This window comes from Dendronalium sp. ChiSLP03b, from assembly GCF_034531165.2.
In the GTDB taxonomy this organism is placed as follows: Bacteria; Cyanobacteriota; Cyanobacteriia; order Cyanobacteriales; family Nostocaceae; genus Dendronalium; species Dendronalium minutum.
The window spans coordinates 102,139-122,041 of record NZ_JAVRBR020000147.1; the positions used below are offsets into that span (position 1 = coordinate 102,139).

The window sequence follows — 19,903 nt, forward strand, 5'->3', positions numbered from 1 at the left end:
GTGCGGGTATCTTGCTTAATTTTATGTAAAAATAACGACAACGTGGTATTGCTTCTTTAAGGGCATCTCCTTTCGCAACGCCACTACCAAACCGAATAGGTTTATTTAAAACGTCGTTTGCGTCTAGCTGCCACTGCCTTGCGTTTACGCTTTTCCAACGGTGTTTCAAAGTGCCGATGATATTTCACGTCAGCTAGTATACCAGCTTTAGAAACCTGGCGTTTAAACCGCCGCAGAGCTGAATCTATTCCTTCGTTTTCTCCTAGAACCACTTGGGTCATTCTTGCTTTTTCCTCAGAATCGATAGTTTCCATTGTAATAGTAGCCTCAAACTTAGCCAAACTCCCCCTATGCAAAAGCCGGGATGAAAGGCGATTCATTTGTTTGAGGCAGGTTATGTGTACTTCTTGTTCGTGAAATTGGCAGTTAGCTAAAAACTAATGCCAATGCCCTCATGCACTCGCAGCGGCAGTAGAAAATATAGAAGAATTATAATACTAAATTTCTCTGACTGCACTAAAATCCAGAAAAACGGGTAATCTTGAGTACTAACAAAAATGAGCAATTGCTATTATTCCTACTTATTTTAAAAATTAATCCTGCCTTCATTTAATAATTTATATCCAACTGCTAATGCAGTGAAAGCAATAAAGAAATTCCATAAACTAGTTGGTCTTAAAATAACTCCGCCACTTAAGAAAACTAGCACAATGCCAATGCTTAATAAAATCCATCCTAAGTTACCAGTATCTCTGCGAAAAAAGACTAATGCGAAAATACCAGCCATGATTGCCAAAACCGATCCACTAGCAGGTAAGCTGCGGTAAAAATATGAATAATAACCGCTAACAAATATGATATTCTGACCAAAAAAGTAGATGCCTGTAAAAAGTAAAATAATTCCTATAAGTTTGATTAACAGACGACCCATAAGATTTTTGTATTTTTAATGGCTGAGTATTTTCACAAGATCGTACTTTCATTTTTAAATACTAGTGGATATGTTATTAAATTTTAATTAAGTGAATATACTGAAATAAAAATCTAGATTATCTTAGGGGAATAGCAGCATGAGTTATCAAATGCTACCAACCTACTCAGGTTTAAGAACTATAGATAGAGCTAATTGATAAATTTGGCGACGGGTAAGAGAAGTAAATTTTGCTAATTGACGGCTAGCTTGCGATCGCGATATCCCTTGACTAATTAACTGTTGTAGTTCGGCTTTTAATTGTGCTTCCGTCAGTTGGGTTTGGCTGGGTGGAGTTCCCGCCACCAATAATGTATATTCACCCTGGGGTTCGCGTTGGCTGTAATGAACGATCGCCTCAGCAATTGTCCCCCGCCAAAATTCTTCATACAATTTAGTTAATTCCCGTGCTAGAACAATTTGGCGATCGCTTCCCCAAACTTCTGCTAAATCTTGCAAAGTTTCTCGTAAGCGGTGGGGCGACTCGTAGAAAATCAATGTGCGGGATTCTGTTTGCAGAGATTCTAAATGTTCTCGCCGTTGTTGAGCTTTCGGTGATAAAAAGCCTTCAAAGACAAACCGATTTGTTGGTAGTCCAGCTGCACTCAAAGCGGTAATTGCTGCACTAGCACCAGGAATGGGAACTACTGTTATCCCCGCCTCAATACAAGCTTTTACCAGTTCATATCCAGGATCGGAAATTCCAGGCATTCCAGCATCGCTGACAAGAGCGATCGCTTTACCATTAGTTAGATGCTCTAATAATTCTGGAACCCGGCTATTTCGATTATGTTCGTGGTAACTCAATTGGGGTGTTTTAATTTGAAAATGCTGTAGCAGTTTCCCCGTGTGGCGCGTATCTTCCGCAGCAATCATATCCACTGTTTGTAATATCCGCACTGCCCGAAAGGTTATATCTTCTAGGTTGCCAATTGGTGTGCCAACAACGTAAAGTGTTCCTGGTTTTGGTTCGGTCTGCATAGGCGAAAAGTGGCGAGTTAAAAGTTATGGTTATGAGTTAGGAATTAGGAGTTAAAAGTAATAACTCATAATGCTAGTACCAACACTAATAAAAACTGACAAATGACAAATGACAAATCTTTTCGTGGATTATTTGTGGGTTTAGTTACCTTAGATTTAATTTATCTTGTTGATTCTGCTCCTAAAAATAATCAGAAGATTGTTGCTACTGACTATACTGTGGCAGCAGGTGGGCCAGCTACAAATGCAGCTGTTAGTTTCTCCCATCTCAGTTATCAAGCTCAGATATTGGGTGTGGTGGGTTCTCACCCAATGACGCAGTTAATTCGAGGCGATTTGACTAATTATAAAGTTGCGATCGCTGACCTTGAACCCAGTACTAGTACAGCGCCCCCTGTCTCCTCTATAATTGTCAGCCAAGCTACAGGCGAACGGGCTGTGGTTTCCATCAATGCTGTCAAAACTCAAGCTAGCAATGCATCTATTCCACGAGATATTTTGCAAGATATTGATATTGTATTAATTGATGGACACCAGATGGTAGTGGGAATTGCGATCGCTCAAATGGCTAAAGCTATGAACATCCCAGTAGTTATTGATGGTGGCAGTTGGAAACTAGGCTTTGAGAAAGTTTTACCTTTTGTGGATTATGCTGTTTGTTCGGCTAATTTTTATCCCCCTAACTGCCAGACTGAGAAAGAAGTTTTTGCTTATCTGAGTGCATTTGACATTCCCTACATCGCCATTACCCATGGGGAAAAACCAATTGAATATTTGAGTTGCGGTCAAGCTGGTGCTATAGAAGTGCCCCGTATTCAGCCTGTTGATACACTGGGGGCTGGAGATATTTTTCACGGTGCTTTCTGTCATTACATTTTACAGGAAAGTTTTACTGATGCACTGGTACTGGCAGCTAAGATAGCCGCTGATTCTTGTGGATTTTTTGGCACGCGCCGCTGGATTCAAAGTGCTGAGGAGCCAGAGTTAAGTTAGACAAGGCTAAATTAATGAAAGATTTACAAGAAATATTAGCGATCGCGCGGGAAGTGGGTTGGCAAGCAGCAGATATACTAAGGTCGTACTACCACGGAACTGCAAAAGACCCCAGCCTCAACGTACAATATCAACAGAATGAGCCTGTAACTGTTGCGGATGTGGCTGTGAGTCAATACATTTTGGATAAGCTACAAGCAGCTTTGGGTAATGAAGATTTTGCCTACATCAGCGAAGAAACCTACAAATCGCCTAGAGACACAACGCCTTATAACCCTACTTGGGTGTGGATTATTGACCCTTTAGATGGTACGCGAGACTTTATTGACAAAACTGGAGACTATGCAGTTCACATTGCTTTAATCAAGGAAACACGCCCAGTCTTAGCAGTGGTGGCATTGCCTGAAGCCGAAAAGTTGTACTACGCTACTAAAGGCGGGGGTACATTTGTGGAAACCCATGACGGATCTATTCCTTTACACCTTTCGTCAGGCAAACGAGTTGAGGATTTGACTGTAGTCGTTAGTCGCTCTCACCGCAATGTACGGCTAAATTATTTACTCCAACACCTGCCTTGTCAAAATCAAAAAGCCGTTGGTAGTGTAGGTTGCAAAATTGCCGCCATTCTCGAACAACAGGCAGATGTCTATATTTCCCTTTCCCACAAGACTGCCCCCAAAGACTGGGACATAGCTGCCCCGGAACTGATTTTGACAGAAGCTGGGGGAAAGTTTACCCACTTTGACGGTACTTTGTTGCAGTACAACACAGGTGATATCAATCAATGGGGTGGTTTGCTTGCCAGTAACGGCCAGTATCATGAGATATTATGTAGAGAAGCAGAAAGGGTATTAGCATTAACCAATGACTAAAAGCTAATACAGCACTCCGTTGCGGTGAATCAGCGCTCTTGGTAGGGTTTCTCTTTGCAGTGCTGGACTCACCGGACTATCTCAAGAATTAACTGTAGCAGTACGAGAGAATTAGTGTGTAAATCCGCTGCTTTGTGAGAGTCTATTGTGATAAAATTGTTTCACCGATAAAAAATCCTTAAATTTTACGGTCTAATTTTCAAAATCCAAACTTCTAGCCAATAGATAAGTGTCACTCATTTGCATTTAAAAGAGTGACATAAGCCATTTGTTGGCAGATTTTCAAACATACCCTATAAAGTCTTATCTTTGAAAGCTACTGCGTGTGAGAAGATATTCTAGGGCTGTGCTATACTGTTGGATATAAGGATTATTTTCGGTTGAGTTACTCGTTTTGGTTTCTAAAAAGCGTCTCTCCGAATTTAACTCTCTTCAATCTCTAAATTCGGAGACATTTTATGTCAATTTACGTTGGAAATTTATCCTATCAGGTCACTGAAGAGGACCTGAAGAGGGCTTTCGCTGAGTATGGAACAGTTAATCGGGTTCAACTACCTACCGACCGAGAGACAGGTCGTCCACGTGGGTTTGCTTTTGTAGAAATGGAAACAGAAGCTCAAGAAACTGCTGCCATTGAAGCACTTGATGGTGCTGAGTGGATGGGACGCGATCTGAAAGTGAACAAGGCTAAACCTCGTGAAGAAAGAAGTTCTCCTCGTGGTAGCTGGGGTGGCAACAGTGGCCGTAGTAATCGTCGATACTAAGTTTTAACTTGATAATTTAACATCTAGAGTCTCCAGCAGGTAAAGCCAAAGGCTCGATTCTGCTGGAATATTTTATTTTGTCTCTAGTCTTCAACTATTCATCCATATTGGGGAGGAATGAGAATGACACAAGTAGTTTTGGGGGAGAATGAAGGTATTGAGTCAGCTTTGCGAAGATTTAAACGTGAAGTTTCTAAAGCCGGAATTTTCCAAGATATGAGGAAAAAGCGTCACTTCGAGACGCCATTAGAAAAAGAGAAACGTAAAGCAGTTGCTAGGCACAAACAAAGTCGTAGGAACCGTTCTCGCTACAGATAACACCTCAAAAATAATTTCCTCTGCGACTTCGTGTAGTAGTCCGTAAGTAATTAGGCAAACACAAATCAACTGAATGTTCGTAGTAGCGCTCTTATGAAAAGACAGCGCTACTGCGGAATACGTATTTAAATCTATAAATATATAAATACAACTACTTTCTGAAGTTGAATTTTCTATGCCAGAATTCAAAGCAATCTAGATGTATCTTCATGTATACTCACAAAGTATCGTAGATGCAGCTTGTATAAAAGCTCTGGCTCTGGATTTTCAAGAAAAATGTTACGCGTTTATCATCTTTTGTTTGGTGCTATTCTACTGGTTTTAATGCCATTGGGAGTTAAATTTGTTCTCCCCTACTTTTCTACTACGAGAGTGGAAAAACCCAATCCTGTAACAACGGCGACTCCAAGTATTTCTCCTCAAACCACTCCTTCAATAACTCCCAATCAGGTAGAGGAAAATATTTGGAAGAAAATTTTAGGTGAAATTGCTACTCCCAATGGTTGGCAAGTTGCTCCTTGTCCGGGAAATGCACCTTTGTTGTGTGTCTCCTCAAAAGGAGAAATTTTAGGTACGGTTGAAATTGGGGTTTACCCAGTAAAAAACAATCCAGATTTTCAAAAAAATCTCACAGTAGCTGGTATTTCACTCAGTTCCAAGGTGGACTACCAAAGTCCCAAATACCAAACCCAAGTATCACAAGCACTCAGAGATTGGGTTGCAGATTTATACGCTACTTTAGCGAAAGACCGTCAGACTAGCTATGGAAACAAAATTGTTTTTTCAGCCTACCCACCGCAACAGTCATCAGTTGGTAAACTTCAGGGAATAAGCTACGGGTTTATAGGACTCAAACAAGAAGGCGGAGTACAAGAGCAACATATTGGTCATGTTGCCTTTGATGGTACAAAGCTTTACGTAATCAATACAGCTTTTGACCCAGGCTCTGTAACAGGTAAGTTCGAGAAACTGGAAAATTTGGCAATTTTTCAACCTTACTTATCTGCGATCGCGGCAAATTTGAAGTTGCCCATCTAGCCAGCATAGTTGATTACTGGCAGCACTCAATCGTCAGGCTTAGTCTGGCGATCGCTTTGTAGTGACCGATCTCAACTTTGGGTTTTAAATTACCAGCTTTATTAAAAGGCTGCTTCTTTACTCTCGAGGTTTAAAATTTTTACTTTTTCTTTAAAATTCTAGAAGTAAATCACACCAAGTTTTCATAATTTGTCATCGTTAATTATGCTTAGTTTTGAGGGCAATATTGAAAATATTTTTTATTGTATGATTTGTTACTTAAGTTTTTATATCCAATTGCATCTGCTATTAGATATAAAAATGTCTACGCCATAAGATAGAAGCTAAAATTGTCAGTCCTTTTTTTGCAATTCTGCGTCAAAAAAGATGTTTTATCATCCTGTATATGTTACGATTTCATGACATATACGTATAAATACTTAGTTAAATAGCTATTAATAATACAAAAAATACTATTTCATAACGTTATTTGAAAAATTGATTAAACCTTTTCCTAGTTTCCTTGAAGGCAATATATCTAATTTTTAAGAGATAAAACAGCAAGTATAAATACTGAAATATAGTTGGTAGTTATTTCAAGAAAAGTAATATTTATAACACTATATATATATTATTTAGTTTTTATTAAAAAGTTAGAGAAAATTACGGATATATTTTTTCATAAAAATGTTAAAAAATACTGAAGTAAGTTAAGTTCCGTCATGCAAACGTAACTAAACGCAATCTATACCAGATTGCACATACAGTAACCCTATATGAGTTGTGAAAATACTTTTTTGAAATAAACGCGCAGCGGCAAGCCGCAAATTAATCTCAAGGACGCAAAAGGCGCGAAAAGAGTGAAGAAAAGATTTCACAGTTAATTTAGGATTAGTTAGCAGGAAATGTGAATTTTATACCCTATAAGATGTGTGCAAGAGTCAGTTTTTGTCAAAGTTAAAGCACTCAAATATGAGGCGCTAAAACGTTGAAATAAGTAAAGTTCCCTCAAGCGCCATTCATCAAGTTTCAGTAATACAAAAGCATAGTTTCCCGACAAATATCGGCTTTTTATCTGCATTATCCTTTGGCAATTTGTTTTGCAGATTTAAACAAATATCTCCAAATAGAGTTCAGTTTCAGTTAGAGTTCAGTGCTTACAACTTTCTGTCATAGCTAAAACCTAGATATGGTGTTACTAGAATTTCAATTAGGAGTTGAAATCATTAATAATGCCATTTTACAGGATTTGCAGATAAGAGAGTGACGCTATTATCTGCTAACCGCTATCAGGAAGCAAATTGATTCTGTTTCTCTGTAAAAAATGGAGTTTTTATGAACAATTTAATTTTACCGGATTTATACTGCCCATTTTCACCTCAGATTAATAAGGATGCTGATGTTTTAGAAGATTATGCGTTTGAATGGGTACTGCGCTTCAACCTCTTACGAGATGAATCAGTTTATCAGCGTTTCAGCAAAGCAAAATTTTCTTGGCTTGCCGCAAGTACTTACCCTGACTGCCAACTTGAACAACTGAAAATTGCAAATGACTGGTTGAGCTGGTTATTTATTTGGGATGACCAGTGGGACATGTCAGATTTAGGAAAAAAACCTGAATTGCTCAAGAGTTATTACAAAAGGTTTCTGGAAATCTTCAATGGAGCAGAACTAACGAGTGAGGATATACCTCTTACTTATGCCTTAAGAGATATACGGCAGAGAATGCTGGTAACAGGGAGTGCAAAATTATTGCATCGTGTCGTTTGCAGCTTTGAAGACTTCTTTGATGGATGTGTTTTGGAAGCAACCAACCGCGCTCAGGGAATTATACCCAACGTTGAAAGCTATACTCAGCTACGAAGATTAAGCGTGGCAGGGGATCTAATTCTTTTGTGGATTGAATTATTCAATCCATTTATGATTCCCGATATTTTACGAAAGCACGACATCGTTAAAAAACTGCAAGAGATGACAATTAACATTCTTGCCTGGTGCAACGATATTTTTTCTGCACACAGAGAAATGGCAAGTGGAGATGTTCATAACCTAGTATTGGTACTGCATTATCAACAGCAACTTCCTTTGGAACAAGCCATTAAGCGTGCTGCCCAAATGCACAATCAAGAAGTACAAAAGATGATGAATTTAGAAGCAACTATTCCATCTTTTGGAGAAGAAATAGATATTCAACTTGCAAAATATATATCAGGATGTCATGCCTGGATACGTGGCAACCTCGATTGGTATTCTCACTCTGGTCGCTATCAATCTACAGAAAAGCTGGATTTAGCTGTTGGTATGGCTCCAGCAATCATAGTTTAATACTTCGGCAATTTCGCAAGGAAAAATTTTCATGCAACTACCCAATCGTATTAAAACCCCTTCTTTGCTCCAGAAGATCCAATGGATTTTTGATCCTATGGGATATATGGAAAGCTCAGCGCAGCAATATCCTGACCTTTTCACTGGTGAAGTAGTTGGTTTTGGTAACACCCTGGTATTTGTGAGCCATCCTCAGGCAATGCAGCAAATTTTAACCAGCCAGAGAAACAAGTTTGCAGCCGATGGTAAGCTCAACCAAATTTTACAACCCATACTAGGGGAGTATTCACTGATCATGTTAGGAGGTTCTCCCCACAAACGGCGGCGACAACTTTTAATGCCCTCGTTTCATGGAGACCGGATGCGAGCCTACGGTCAGCTATTTTATGATATCGCCGCAAAAGTCTTTAGTCAGTTACCAATAGACCAGACCTTCCAGGCTCGTGATGCGACGCAGCAGATTTCACTACAAGTGATCTCACAGGTTCTCCTTGGCTTGCATGAGGGAGAACGTTGCCAACAACTCATGCAGTTAATGGTGTCGATGTTAGATGTCTTTGACTCGCCGCTGACTTCTAGCTTCTTGTTGTTACCCTTTCTCCAACAAGATTTAGGAGCTAAGAGTCCTTGGGGGGGTTTTGTGCGCCAACGGCAGCAAGTAAATGAATTGCTCCACGCTGAAATTGTTGAACGTCGCCAACAACCCGATCCAGATCGCATTGATATCCTCTCGTTGTTGATGGAAGCAACAGATGAACACGGACAACCGATGACTGATGAAGAGTTGCGCGATGAAATCAAAACCCTGATGTTTGGTGGATATGAAACCGCAGCAACAGCAATGGCTTGGGCATTGTATTGGATTCACCGCAAGCCTGAAGTCCGGGAGAAACTGCTCGAAGAATTGGATACACTCGGTGATTCCCCTGACCCCATGAGCATTTTCCGGCTACCTTATCTCACCGCTATCTGCAATGAAACCTTGCGGATCTACCCGATTGTGATGTTGACTTTGCCCACGTTAGTGCAAGAACCCGTGGAAATACTGGGATATTCATTAGAGCCAGGTACAGTAGCAGTTGGCTCCATCTATCTTATGCATCAGCGTGAGGATCTATATCCCCAACCCAAGGAGTTTCGACCAGAGCGCTTTCTAGAACGCCAATTTACTCCCTATGAATTTATGCCCTTTGGTGGTGTTCGTCGCTGTATTGGTGAGGCGATGGCTATGTTTGAAATGAAGGTAGTATTGGCAAAAATTCTGTCTACTTATGAACTAGCACTAGTCGAACGGCGGCCAGTACGGCCTCAACGTCGAGGTGTTACCCTTGCACCGACTAGTGGAATCAAATTGGTAATTACAGGGCGGCGCGAGCGTCGTCAGTCTCCGGTGACTACACCCATCCCCTTAGCGGTTCACTAGTATCATGTCCGGTTGATGACTTATCTATTAAAGTTGATGCAAGGACGCAGGGATGCGGAGAACCGAGAATTGCGCTGGTGTGGGTTGGGGAAAACCCTTATTATTGACCCCACCAGCATTATCGGGTGTAAATTACTAATACAACCATCTCACTGTTGCATTGGGATCTCAATCACAAACTCAGTCCCCTTTCCAATAGTAGAATCACAGGTTAACTGGCCCTTGTGTTTATCCACAACAACTTGATAGCTAATTGATAACCCCAATCCCGTACCACTGCCAATGGGCTTAGTGGTAAAAAATGGATCAAAAATTTTCTGACATACTTTGGCAGTCATGCCACGACCGTTATCAGCAATCCGAATCCTCAACGTATTCGAGTCTTTTAGCTCAGTGCAAATGCGAATCTGCGGTTTAATCAAAAGTCCACAGTCAATAGTCCCCAGTCCATTGACTATTGACTGTTGACTATTAAGTAATGACTCCTCCAAAGCATCGATCGCATTACTGAGGATATTCATAAATACTTGATTCAATTGACCAGCATAACAACTCACTTCTGGGAATTGGCCATATTTCTTAATCACCTCAATTTCCGGGCGATCGCTCTTTTCCTTGAGTCGATGTTGCAAGATCATTAAGGTGTTATCAATGCCTTCATGAATATCTACTGGTTTCATTTCCGATTCATCTAGGCGGGAAAAATTCCGTAAGCCTAGAACAATATTCCGAATGCGTGAGCTCCCGACCTTCATGGAATCGAGAATTTTGGGCAAGTCTTCTGCCAGGAAATCCACATCAATCTCTAAAGCTTTATCCTCAACTAGAGCCGAAGGATTGGGGTATTCCTGTTGATAAATAGCGATCAAATCCAGCAAATCTTGCACATACTCACTAGCATGAGTAATGTTGCCATGAATAAAATTTATCGGGTTATTGATTTCATGAGCGATTCCCGCCACCATTTCCCCTAAGGAAGACATTTTTTCACTTTGAATCAATTGGCTTTGGGTACTTTGCAATTCTGAGAGTGCTTGTTCTAAGCGTTGATTTTTGTCGTTAAGTTCCGTTGTTCTCTGGGCTACTTTCTCCTCTAATGTATGGTTAGATTCCTCTAAGTGTTGATTCGCTTGGGTCAAATTGTTATAGAGGATGGCATTCTCTAGAGAAATCGCGGCTTGAGTGGTAAGGAGTTTCAGAACTTCGACACGATCGCGTGTAAATGCCACCGTCGTCAGATTATTTTCCAGGTAAAGAATACCCAGTAATTTACCTTGATTGATAATTGGGATACACAGTAGACTCTTGGGTTGCTCGCGAATAATATAGCGATCGCTAGAGAGGAAATCCACACCTTTGACATCGTCAATGACAAAAATTTCCTTGGTGCGTTTAACGTAGTTAATTAAAGTAATGGGGACATCGCCACTGGAGTCTAGATGAGTTGATGGAAATTCTGTAGAGATGCAGTCCAAAGTCGAATTGGAACTAACTGCGGTGACACTTAAGCCCAAGCGATCGCCTTCACTCAAAATCAGCGCAGACTTAGATGCGCCAGCGTTTTCCATCACTACTGCCATTAAGGTAGAAAGTAGTTGCTCTAGTTCGATTTCTCCAGATAGCGCTTGCGAGGCTTTCATCACAGATGCTAAGTCCAGCATCTGAGAAATGCTGGTGTTAGAACTGACAACTGTTTCGTGAGTAATAAGACTAGATAGGGATATGCTTGGTTCAGTGGTAGTTTTATCTCTGTGTGTGAGTTTCAGTTTTTCTTGCTGGATGATGTGAGCAAGTAATTGAGGATAGCGTTGTTGTAAGTCGTCAACTTTGGCTTTTGCTCCCCAGCGGACGTAGCAATAGTAGGCATCCGTCAGGTAGGTTTGAGCAATTTTCTGTTTGTTCCATTCAAGATAGAACTTAGCAGCTAGTTCGTGCGCTAGTGCTTCTTCGTTGATGTACTCGTTTTCTTTAGCAAGGGTGATGGCGCGATCGTAATCATCCATTGCTGGGAGATATTGACCGAGAATTCGATACCGCTCCGCCTCCACTAAGTAAAATTTATGCAAGTAATTCATCGGGGCGTGATGCGCCCAGTCTTGCATCTTTTCTTGATTGGCTTGTACTCGATCGAGAATGCGCTTTTGCTCAGAATCGTCTGCATCAGCATAGATTGCCAACTGTGCCAAAGAATCGTAAAAATGGAAAAAAGGAATAACCAGTTGTCCTGTACCACCACCTAAATACTTTTCTGCCAAAATGCTGTTTTCAACAGCTTGAGGAAACTCATAAAATAAGTAACACAGATGTAGTTTGTTGACATATGAATATAAAAGCCCTATGACATCATTGGCTGCAAGGTGAATCGGTAGCATTTTTTCCTCGTCGTAAGCTTCACCAATTAAACGACTAGGATTTTCCACAGCCCCTGACAAGTTCAAGATAGTCTGCCGATAGATTTCATTCCAGTGAAATACTGTTTCTTGCTTGATTTTACGGATGGCATGGCTGTAATTTGACATCTCTGATTCCAGCCCTGTCAGTTCTTTAGCAATAAAATATGCAGAGTAGGAATAATTGTTAATAGAATAAGCTGCATATTCTAAATCTCCCATTTCTAGTCCAGCAGAGTAGCACTCTAACAGAGGCTTCAATATTTCCCTACTATGTTCCTTCCAATGTCGAATAACTGTATTAAAGACCATCATGGTCTTAATGGTAACTTTTTCAGCATTACACTTAGTCAATAGACTGAAAGCCAGTTTGCCGAATTGATAACCAGACTCAATGTCTCCCATAGCGCAGAGTACAAATCCGTAACTAACATAGGCAAAGGCAGACAATAGTACATTGCCATGTTGGAGCGATAAGTTAACTTGTTTAAAAATAATCAGCAGGAACAGGTTAGGATTAGTTTGATAGGAAAGAGATGTTGCACTCGATAGAATACGCATAATTGCCATTATTTGGGCTTCCCTCATCTCTGGCAAATCAATTAAGTCTTCAATGCTCCTCCCAATGAGATTTGATGTTATTTCTGCCATTGCTAGCTGAACATCAGACTGGCTGGCATTTTCAGGAAACCCCACCCCCAACAACTTCAAAAATGATAATGCAGTGTTCACTGCTTCTAGTGCTTGATTTTGCGCCCCATAAGCTTGAATTTTGACTTCATAAAGTTTCACTTTCTCTAGCAGTGTTTGAGCTTTTTGCAGTGCTACCTCTGCTAATTGCTCCATTTGCTCAAAGTCGCCAGCTAGGTATGCTGCCTCTGCTGCTGTTTCATACAAAGCTAGGGTTAATTCGTATTTGGTCTCCCAAGTATCACCTGTAAGTAGTTTAATTCCAGTTGTTAAATACTTGAGCGCGGCGGGATAAGCTGTTGATGCCAAAGCTTTACGTCCAGAAGTTAGATTCATCTGAGCTAGCTGCTCGCGATCGCTTGGAATATTGATTAATGGTACTGCTATATTGAACTGATTTACCAGTTCAAAAATCTTGTCTTCCCGTTCTAAAACTGGGGTATTGTTCAACAGTAGTTGCCCAATTTTGAGATGAATTGCCTGTTTTTGTTGTTTGGGAATGAGAGAATAAGCTGCTTGCTGTACTCTGTCATGGATAAATTTATATTTAAATGTTGGGTAATTACCATGGTTAAATTCTTTGCCTTGTAGACTTATGATTTGGTCATTGCTATTTTGTTCAACTAACTTGTACACCTCAGTTTGTGGTAAAATTAGTCCTTCAAGTAACGCTGGCCATAAGTCTGAGGCTGTATCTACCGCAGATTCTTCGTGTACAATGGCAAGAGTTTTTAAGTCAAATTGGTTGCCAACACAAGCTGCTAACTTGAGGACTTGCTGAGTCTGCTTTGGCAACTTCAGGAGTTGAATTGTCATAAATTCAACCACATCATCTGTAAGAGCTAATGCCTGGATTTTTGCTAAATCATACTGCCAATAACCCAAATTAAAATTAAATTCAATTAGTCCGTCTTTATGCAAAGCCTTGAGGAATTCATGAGAAAAGAAAGGATTGCCTTTGGTTTTGGCATACACCATTTGCGTGAGGGCGATCGCAATTTGTTCTGGACACTTCAAGGTATCAGCAATCAAACGGTTTAAATCGCTCTGTGTTAAGGGTGTTAGGGTGATGGTACTAATGCTGGCTCCAGTTTTTTGAATCTCCTTGAGCGTTAAATCGAGTGGATGTGCCTTTGTCACTTCATTATCTCGATACGCACCAATCAGTAGAAAACCTCCCTGAGTGCCGTTTATCTTCTCCGTTTCACCTACAAGCCCAGAAGATTTGGTTTGACTGATTAATAATTGAATTAATTTTAAAGAAGCTGTATCTGCCCATTGCAAGTCATCGAGAAATATTACCAAGGGATGTTCTGTAGCAGTGAAGACGTGAATAAATCTTTGCAACAATAAATTAAAACGATTTTCGGCAGCACTTCCAGAAAGTTCTGTGACTTCTGGTTGCTTGCCAATAATCAGTTCGAGTTCGGGAATCACATCAACAATTACCTGACTTTGTTCGCCCAATGCTGCAAGAAGCTTGGTTCTCCAATTGTGAATTTGAGCATCTGTTTCCAACAGTATTTGCCCAATTAAGTCTCGAAAAGCTTGCACCAATGCAGATAGGGGAATATCGCGTTGAAATTGGTCAAATTTCCCTTTAATGAAATAACCGCGCTGCCGGACAATAGGTTTGTGGACTTCGTTGACTACTGCTGTTTTACCAATGCCAGAGAAACCTGCCACTAGTATGATTTCTGTTGTGCTTTTACTAACGCGTTCAAAAGCTGCAAGTAGTTTTTCTACTTCTTTTTGGCGACCATAGAGTTTTTCGGGGATGAGGAAACGATCCGAGATGTCCCGCGCTCCCAACTCGAAAGGTATTATCTTTTCTGTATGTTGCCATTGGTTTCGACACTCTTCTAGGTCATACCTCAGTCCATAGGCACTCTGATAGCGGTCTTCAGCATTTTTTGCCATCAGCTTGTGAACGATTAAAGACACTATTGGCGGAATATTGGAGTTAATCTGGCTGACCGTGGGTGGTTGTTTAGCAATGTGGCAGTATACTAACTCCATCGGATCTGTGGGTGTGAAGGGTAAATGTCCGGTGAGGAGTTCAAAAAAAGTGACACCCAAGGAATAAAAGTCACTTCGGTAGTCGATACCTCGGTTCATTCGTCCCGTTTGTTCGGGGGATATATAAGCTAGCGTCCCTTCTAACACGTTGGGATTGGTAAGGCATTGAATTTCTCGTGGTAACAGGGTGGCAATGCTGAAGTCAATCAGTCTGACTTCCAGAGTGTTGGGTTTGATCAGGATGTTGGCAGGTTTGATGTCTTTGTGGATGATGCGATCGCGATGCAATTGCTCTAGGGTAGATGCTATTGTTATGGCAATGTGGAAAAACTCTCTTAAGGCTAAGCCATTTCCTTGTTTGCCCTTGTTCCCTTGTCCCCAATCTTTGAGCGATATGCCCCCAAAATCCTCTACCACTAGGGCGTAGCCATTACGGTAGTTCTCTAAACCTAGGGGTTTGACTATTCCCGGATTATCTAGGTTTTTGGTAATGGTGTACTGATTGCGGAACTGAGCGATTTCATTGAAGGTAGGATATTCGTTCCGCATCAGTTTAACGATCGCACTTTTTTGGTCGTGTTCTCTGATACCTCGATAGACTAGGGTTTTGCTGCCCGAGTAAATCTGCTCGGTAATGCGATATCCGGGAATGGTAAATATTGTATCGGATAATACTAACATTGCAGCACTTCTCACAGTATGTTTTCTGCTTTAGTATTCCCTGATACTGGCTCTAAGTATCAGCCGATATCACCATAAAACTAAGTTTTTATAAAAATAAATTACAACAAAATGTTAGATTTTTTACTAGGTCAAGTTTAATCTTTCAGATAAAGTCACTTTATCTGAAAGATTAAGTATCGTTCACTGATGGGTAATAGTTATTGAAGAAGAAGGCAGTCCCGATGAAAAAATTTTCATCACCATGCATGAAAATGGTATTTTCACGGCAGTTGCTACAACGGAGGGAACCTCCGCAACGCACTGCCTCCCCTACACCCCTACACCCACTTTCAAGTCAGAGGGCAGAAGGCAGAAATAACCAACTCCTAACTTCTTTCTTGATAACCACTTGCTCCATTAACTATTACCCATTAGGCATTGTCCTAAATTTCAGCTACTGCTCGTTCAATCAAGCGACGTGCCAAAGTTTGCGTACCTGTGTGTTCGTAATAATTTGTAGATACATCTAAGAATGCTGCCAAGTAGTCCAATTTGTCATCCGCAATTTCGACAAATCCTTGCAAGTGGTGGACAACCTTTTGTGGCGTTAAATTGTTGCCACTAACTAGTCCACTCATCCAACCTTTAACTGAGTCAAAGCTTTCGCCGATGAAGTTGAGTTTATTACTAGCATTGCTACCAGGAATTGCATCTTTGATGCCTTGGAAAGTTGAGTTTTGTTCTAACTCCTGTGGGTTTGTCTGATTCAGTGCAGATATGGCTTTGCTGATGAAATCTGGTCCTAGGGGTATCAAACCATCGATGCAAACTAATGCCACCATCCGAATCAGTGACTCGCCACTATACTCTCCCAAAGATGCAACAAAATCTCCAATACTGTCTCCGGGAATGCCGTTAATTTGGCAGAAGGCGACTAATTCAGCAACTAATTTCAATGACAAATCAATAGTTTGAGCTTTGTCAGCTTTGGGAGTAACGGAGTTTAAAAAACCCAATAAGGGTATTTTCTCACCAACTTTATTAGCTAAAGCTGCTGCACCAAGGGCTTTATCTGTGCTATCAACAGTTTGATAGAGCCACAAGGCTGTTTGGTATCCTTGAGAGCGATCGTTGTAAAGATAAATCGCTCGTTCGCCAATTTGCTGAATTAAATCTTCGTCGGTTTCACCAGTGACAGTTTTAATGGTATTGACAAAGCCAACAGTATTTTGCCACTGGCCAGGAGCGACAAAATCAAGGGCATTCAACACAGAAATAGTCAAGCCGCCAGTTGGAAGTTGATCGACCAACTCAAAAATCGGTTTGCTCACAAAAATCTCCTCATTGTGATTTTATTATCTAAATGTCAACAGTGCGGCTCATTTGAGTTTAGCCAGTCCCGCAAGATTAAATTTTTCTATCCAATCTGCGCGATCGCTTGCTGTAAAAGAAGAATCGCGAGAAAGCGCTTTGACTTGGTACTTACCTACTAAAATCGCAGTTTGTGTATTGCCTACTTGTACTGCGGGATAACCGCCAATTTTTTTGGTGCTTTTTGAGAATTTTGCTGCTGCTGATGGTGTGCTAGTGGTATCAGAAATAGATAGTAGAGCTACATCTTTACCACCTTTTTTCAACTTTGCTTCGGCAAAACCTTTTTTCTCTTGGGTATAGACGCGTTGATAGCCAGCTTGTGGAGATGGAAAGAATTTATTAAATTCCCCACCTTGAGTAGCATTTTTGGCAACCGCTTGACCGCGTTTTTGTTGGCTACTTTCCTTTTGTACCTGGTCAAAACGTCCGGGTGTTTTTGGAGTACAGGCTGTGGTCAGTAGTAACACTGACAGCAACAAAACAGCTAAAATTCTACGACCACGGGTGAAAACCATCTTTAGTCTCTCCTTATGCTTGAGCTTTGAGGCAATTATCTGCGCTTGTTTGGGATTTAACAAATAAAATTTACTTTTTGATCATTATTTAGTAAGTACTGAGTCAGTTGTCAGTTGTCAGTTGTAATTTTTCTTCTCCTGCCCTTCTGCCCCTCTGCTTCTCTACCTTTGTTTGTAAGCCACCACAGCATAGAATGGATCTCCTCCAGGCGCACCCAACCACTGTAAAATATTTGGGGCAGTTGACTTTCGGGCAATGACTTCTGGCGTAGTAAATCCGGGTACTGAGGCAAAGTAGCTTTTAACTAATTCCACTCTTGTTGCTTCCGAAGCATCCCGCCAAGCTTGAATCGCTTTTTCAAAAAACATGCGGTTAGAAAAGCTGATAATTGCAACACCGCCGGGTTTAAGGATGCGATGAATTTCCGAAAAAACTGCCTCTGGATATTGGATGTATTGCACTGAAACGCAATTGAGAACGGCATCAAAATCTCGATCCGGCAGTGGTAGCTGGGGATTTCCGTTGAGATTTTGCACAAAGTAACGATCTAACTGAGGATTACGCGCTAACTCTTCAGCATTGAGTCCGTGTCCTTCTACATGAGCAAACTGCATCTCTTCTGGTAAATGCGAAACCCAACTGCTCATCATATCAAGGATGCGTGTGTTGGGTTGGAGCCGCTCTCTGTATAAATCCGTTAGCTGTTGAATAAATCCTTCATCAACATGGGTGACGAAACGCGGATAAGCATAAAACAGCTTGTCGTCTGTATCATCTAATTTTTGGCGTTGATTTGGTCTTAGCATCATAAATCTTAGTTTTGGTGAACTTTTTTACAAAATTGTCGCAATTTCAGGTATTATTTGGAACAAACTCTTTTTAACATATTTTAATAATAAAAAATATATAAACCAGTTCACATAGCAGCATTCAATAACTATTAATTCAATGTTGTATAGACTACACTTCTTGCAGCCTCTCTGGCGACAAATCCGTATAGCAACGGTATTTCCTTATATTAGTTTGTTAGTTTGGATACTCCCATTATTGCTATTCAGTTCTGGGCAGAATAGCTTGATGGCACATGATGAAGGGCTTTATGCTTGGCGATCGCGTCGCATGTTTGACTCTGGTGATTGGATAGCTCCTTGGGGAAATATCCATCATAAAACGCCCGGGCCTTATTGGTTAATTGCTACTGCTTATGAGTTGTTTGGTGTCAGTGAATTTAGCGTGCGAATTCCTAGTACGATCGCTGGTATTTTGGCTTTATTACTGGTATATGAAATTGGCAAAATTATTCTGAGCAAAAAATTAGCTTGGCTAGCTGCGGCAATTTTAAGTGTAGAGTTTCTTTGGTTACAATATTGCCGCTTAGGTACGCCTGATGTACCAATGATTTTCTTAGTACTTTTAGCTATTTGGTCTTTATTAAAAGCTGAATTACATCCTCGGTATCGCTATATTTGGAGTTTTATTGCTGGTGTAAGTTTGGGTTTGGGCTTCTTAGTCAGAAGCTTTATGATTTTTTTGCCAATTATCGCTTTATTACCTTATTTAATTGGCGAACATCGTCGTCATCGTCATCTTGCTAACCCTATTTTGTATTTAGGATTTGTTGTCGGCTTAATTCCTACCTTTAGTTGGCTGTGGTTGAGTTGGTTGCGTTACGGTAACGGTAGTTTTGAGGAATTATTCAAGTTTGTCATACGGCAAAATTCCGAACCTCGTTATCTAACTAGCATATTGTTCTATGTCTGGAATATTCCTGTAAAATCTTTTCCTTGGGCTGGTTTCGGTTTTTTAGGTTTATTTTTAGGATTTCGTCGCTATATTACTCGCTACCATTTGTTATTAGTTGGCTTTCCGCTGGTACTGTTTGTCGAACTGAGTCTTTTTTCAACTCGTCTAGCTCACTACAGTCTTTGCCTTTATCCTTTTATTGCAATGCTGGCCGCAGTTGGTTTAGACTGGCTAGGTAGAATTTACCAGCTAGGATTAACAAAGCAAAATATTCCCCGTAATCTCAGTTATGCCTGTGGTGTATTAGGTATTTTACTTCTGCTAGCAGCGATAGTTATTTTTGCTTGGGATGATGCAGACATCAGTAAGTATGCAATCATCGGTTTGATTGTTGGCTTAGGTTGGTTAATTTTGCCTTTGATATGGATTGCTCGTTACCACTTCGATCTCAAGTTTCTCACAGCTCGTTACTGGCTGGCTGGTTGGTTGATACCCTGTTGGCTAGCTTTGGCTGTGGCTGGTAATTTGGGTTTGTTCAGCGACTATAATCCTTTATATAAAGATTTCTTTCAACAAAGAGCGATCGCCTCAATTCTCCAAACTCATCCTATCTATTTTGTGCAAGTCGGCGGCAAGAACTCTGTATTGCTCAATTTCTATACTCCTGTTCGGGGCAAACAGGTAGATACTGTTTCCCAAGTGCCAGCTTTTAGCTATGCTTGGATCGATACAAAACAGACTCCTCGATTCTCCAAGTCTTATCGCATTCTCGGTGCAGTGCAAAACTACCAGTTGATTCAAGTTCTTCCTCAAGATAGATAGACAAAACTGTTGCCAGATAGCTA

The 19,903-nt window shown here is 40.7% G+C and carries 15 protein-coding genes; 8 read left to right on the top strand and 7 right to left on the bottom strand.

All coding sequences use genetic code 11. The features are described from left to right. Positions 1 to 101 precede the first annotated feature (101 nt). From rpsU (RMY31_RS33970) to rsmI, 3 genes are all read right to left on the bottom strand, one after another. Positions 102 to 281 (bottom strand): 30S ribosomal protein S21, encoded by a 180-nt coding sequence (gene rpsU / locus RMY31_RS33970; RefSeq protein ID WP_008226419.1) that lies wholly within the window; start codon positions 279 to 281, stop codon positions 102 to 104. Positions 282 to 586: 305 nt separating this feature from the next. Beyond that, positions 587 to 931: a hypothetical protein gene (locus RMY31_RS33975; RefSeq protein ID WP_322658659.1), complete on the bottom strand. Its 345-nt coding sequence runs from the start codon at positions 929 to 931 to the stop codon at positions 587 to 589. Between the two features lie 162 nt (positions 932 to 1,093). Continuing rightward, positions 1,094 to 1,951 carry a 16S rRNA (cytidine(1402)-2'-O)-methyltransferase gene (gene rsmI, locus RMY31_RS33980; protein WP_322658658.1) on the bottom strand — a complete coding sequence of 286 codons (858 nt, stop codon included), beginning with the start codon at positions 1,949 to 1,951 and terminating at the stop codon, positions 1,094 to 1,096. Positions 1,952 to 2,053: 102 nt separating this feature from the next. On the opposite strand from rsmI, the gene RMY31_RS33985 reads away from it, so the two are divergent. The 7 genes from RMY31_RS33985 (at position 2,054) to RMY31_RS34015 (ending at position 9,663) form a co-directional block, all read left to right on the top strand. Further along, positions 2,054 to 2,944: a sugar kinase gene (locus RMY31_RS33985; protein WP_322658657.1), complete on the top strand. Its 891-nt coding sequence runs from the start codon at positions 2,054 to 2,056 to the stop codon at positions 2,942 to 2,944. Positions 2,945 to 2,958: 14 nt separating this feature from the next. Beyond that, entirely contained in the window at positions 2,959 to 3,816 is an 858-nt protein-coding gene (locus RMY31_RS33990; protein WP_322658656.1) for a 3'(2'),5'-bisphosphate nucleotidase CysQ, read from the top strand. 458 nt (positions 3,817 to 4,274) lie between these two features. Continuing rightward, on the top strand, positions 4,275 to 4,580 hold the full coding sequence (locus RMY31_RS33995) for an RNA recognition motif domain-containing protein (RefSeq protein WP_322658655.1): 306 nt from the start codon (positions 4,275 to 4,277) through the stop codon (positions 4,578 to 4,580). 123 nt (positions 4,581 to 4,703) lie between these two features. After that, the gene (rpsU, locus tag RMY31_RS34000) at positions 4,704 to 4,898 is read left to right on the top strand and encodes a 30S ribosomal protein S21 (RefSeq protein WP_096551447.1); all 195 of its coding nucleotides are present in this window, start codon (positions 4,704 to 4,706) and stop codon (positions 4,896 to 4,898) included. 276 nt (positions 4,899 to 5,174) lie between these two features. Next, positions 5,175 to 5,936, top strand: coding sequence for a hypothetical protein (locus RMY31_RS34005; protein ID WP_322658653.1), 762 nt, complete (start codon positions 5,175 to 5,177; stop codon positions 5,934 to 5,936). Between the two features lie 1,314 nt (positions 5,937 to 7,250). After that, entirely contained in the window at positions 7,251 to 8,240 is a 990-nt protein-coding gene (locus RMY31_RS34010) for a terpene synthase family protein (protein WP_322658652.1), read from the top strand. A gap of 31 nt (positions 8,241 to 8,271) precedes the next feature. Continuing rightward, positions 8,272 to 9,663, top strand: coding sequence for a cytochrome P450 (locus RMY31_RS34015; RefSeq protein WP_322658651.1), 1,392 nt, complete (start codon positions 8,272 to 8,274; stop codon positions 9,661 to 9,663). A 149-nt stretch (positions 9,664 to 9,812) separates the two neighbouring features. Here the strand turns inward: RMY31_RS34015 and RMY31_RS34020 are convergent, their stop codons facing one another. The 4 genes from RMY31_RS34020 to RMY31_RS34035 all read right to left on the bottom strand — a co-directional run bounded on the left by RMY31_RS34020 (position 9,813) and on the right by RMY31_RS34035 (position 18,124). After that, positions 9,813 to 15,443: an AAA family ATPase gene (locus tag RMY31_RS34020; protein ID WP_322658649.1), complete on the bottom strand. Its 5,631-nt coding sequence runs from the start codon at positions 15,441 to 15,443 to the stop codon at positions 9,813 to 9,815. 425 nt (positions 15,444 to 15,868) lie between these two features. Continuing rightward, positions 15,869 to 16,756, bottom strand: a complete 888-nt coding sequence (locus tag RMY31_RS34025; protein ID WP_322658648.1) for a hypothetical protein — start codon at positions 16,754 to 16,756, stop codon at positions 15,869 to 15,871. 48 nt (positions 16,757 to 16,804) lie between these two features. Then, positions 16,805 to 17,314 carry a hypothetical protein gene (locus RMY31_RS34030; RefSeq protein WP_322658647.1) on the bottom strand — a complete coding sequence of 170 codons (510 nt, stop codon included), beginning with the start codon at positions 17,312 to 17,314 and terminating at the stop codon, positions 16,805 to 16,807. 162 nt (positions 17,315 to 17,476) lie between these two features. Continuing rightward, positions 17,477 to 18,124 carry a class I SAM-dependent methyltransferase gene (locus RMY31_RS34035; protein ID WP_322658646.1) on the bottom strand — a complete coding sequence of 216 codons (648 nt, stop codon included), beginning with the start codon at positions 18,122 to 18,124 and terminating at the stop codon, positions 17,477 to 17,479. 139 nt (positions 18,125 to 18,263) lie between these two features. Between RMY31_RS34035 and RMY31_RS34040 the strand changes: the two genes are divergently transcribed. Then, positions 18,264 to 19,880 (top strand): glycosyltransferase family 39 protein, encoded by a 1,617-nt coding sequence (locus RMY31_RS34040; RefSeq protein WP_322658645.1) that lies wholly within the window; start codon positions 18,264 to 18,266, stop codon positions 19,878 to 19,880. Positions 19,881 to 19,903 lie beyond the last annotated feature (23 nt).

Excerpts from the sequence above, each read along its gene's own strand:
- RMY31_RS34005 (WP_322658653.1), top strand. The coding sequence starts at position 5,175 with ATGTTACGCGTTTATCATCTTTTGTTTGGTGCTATTCTACTGGTTTTA.
- RMY31_RS34010 (WP_322658652.1), top strand. The coding sequence starts at position 7,251 with ATGAACAATTTAATTTTACCGGATTTATACTGCCCATTTTCACCTCAG.
- rpsU (WP_008226419.1), bottom strand. The coding sequence starts at position 281 with ATGACCCAAGTGGTTCTAGGAGAAAACGAAGGAATAGATTCAGCTCTG.
- RMY31_RS34020 (WP_322658649.1), bottom strand. The coding sequence starts at position 15,443 with ATGTTAGTATTATCCGATACAATATTTACCATTCCCGGATATCGCATT.
- RMY31_RS33975 (WP_322658659.1), bottom strand. The coding sequence starts at position 931 with ATGGGTCGTCTGTTAATCAAACTTATAGGAATTATTTTACTTTTTACA.
- RMY31_RS34040 (WP_322658645.1), top strand. The coding sequence starts at position 18,264 with ATGTTGTATAGACTACACTTCTTGCAGCCTCTCTGGCGACAAATCCGT.
- RMY31_RS34030 (WP_322658647.1), bottom strand. The coding sequence starts at position 17,314 with ATGGTTTTCACCCGTGGTCGTAGAATTTTAGCTGTTTTGTTGCTGTCA.
- rpsU (WP_096551447.1), top strand. The coding sequence starts at position 4,704 with ATGACACAAGTAGTTTTGGGGGAGAATGAAGGTATTGAGTCAGCTTTG.
- rsmI (WP_322658658.1), bottom strand. The coding sequence starts at position 1,951 with ATGCAGACCGAACCAAAACCAGGAACACTTTACGTTGTTGGCACACCA.
- RMY31_RS33990 (WP_322658656.1), top strand. The coding sequence starts at position 2,959 with ATGAAAGATTTACAAGAAATATTAGCGATCGCGCGGGAAGTGGGTTGG.
- RMY31_RS34015 (WP_322658651.1), top strand. The coding sequence starts at position 8,272 with ATGCAACTACCCAATCGTATTAAAACCCCTTCTTTGCTCCAGAAGATC.
- RMY31_RS33985 (WP_322658657.1), top strand. The coding sequence starts at position 2,054 with ATGACAAATGACAAATCTTTTCGTGGATTATTTGTGGGTTTAGTTACC.
- RMY31_RS34035 (WP_322658646.1), bottom strand. The coding sequence starts at position 18,124 with ATGATGCTAAGACCAAATCAACGCCAAAAATTAGATGATACAGACGAC.
- RMY31_RS33995 (WP_322658655.1), top strand. The coding sequence starts at position 4,275 with ATGTCAATTTACGTTGGAAATTTATCCTATCAGGTCACTGAAGAGGAC.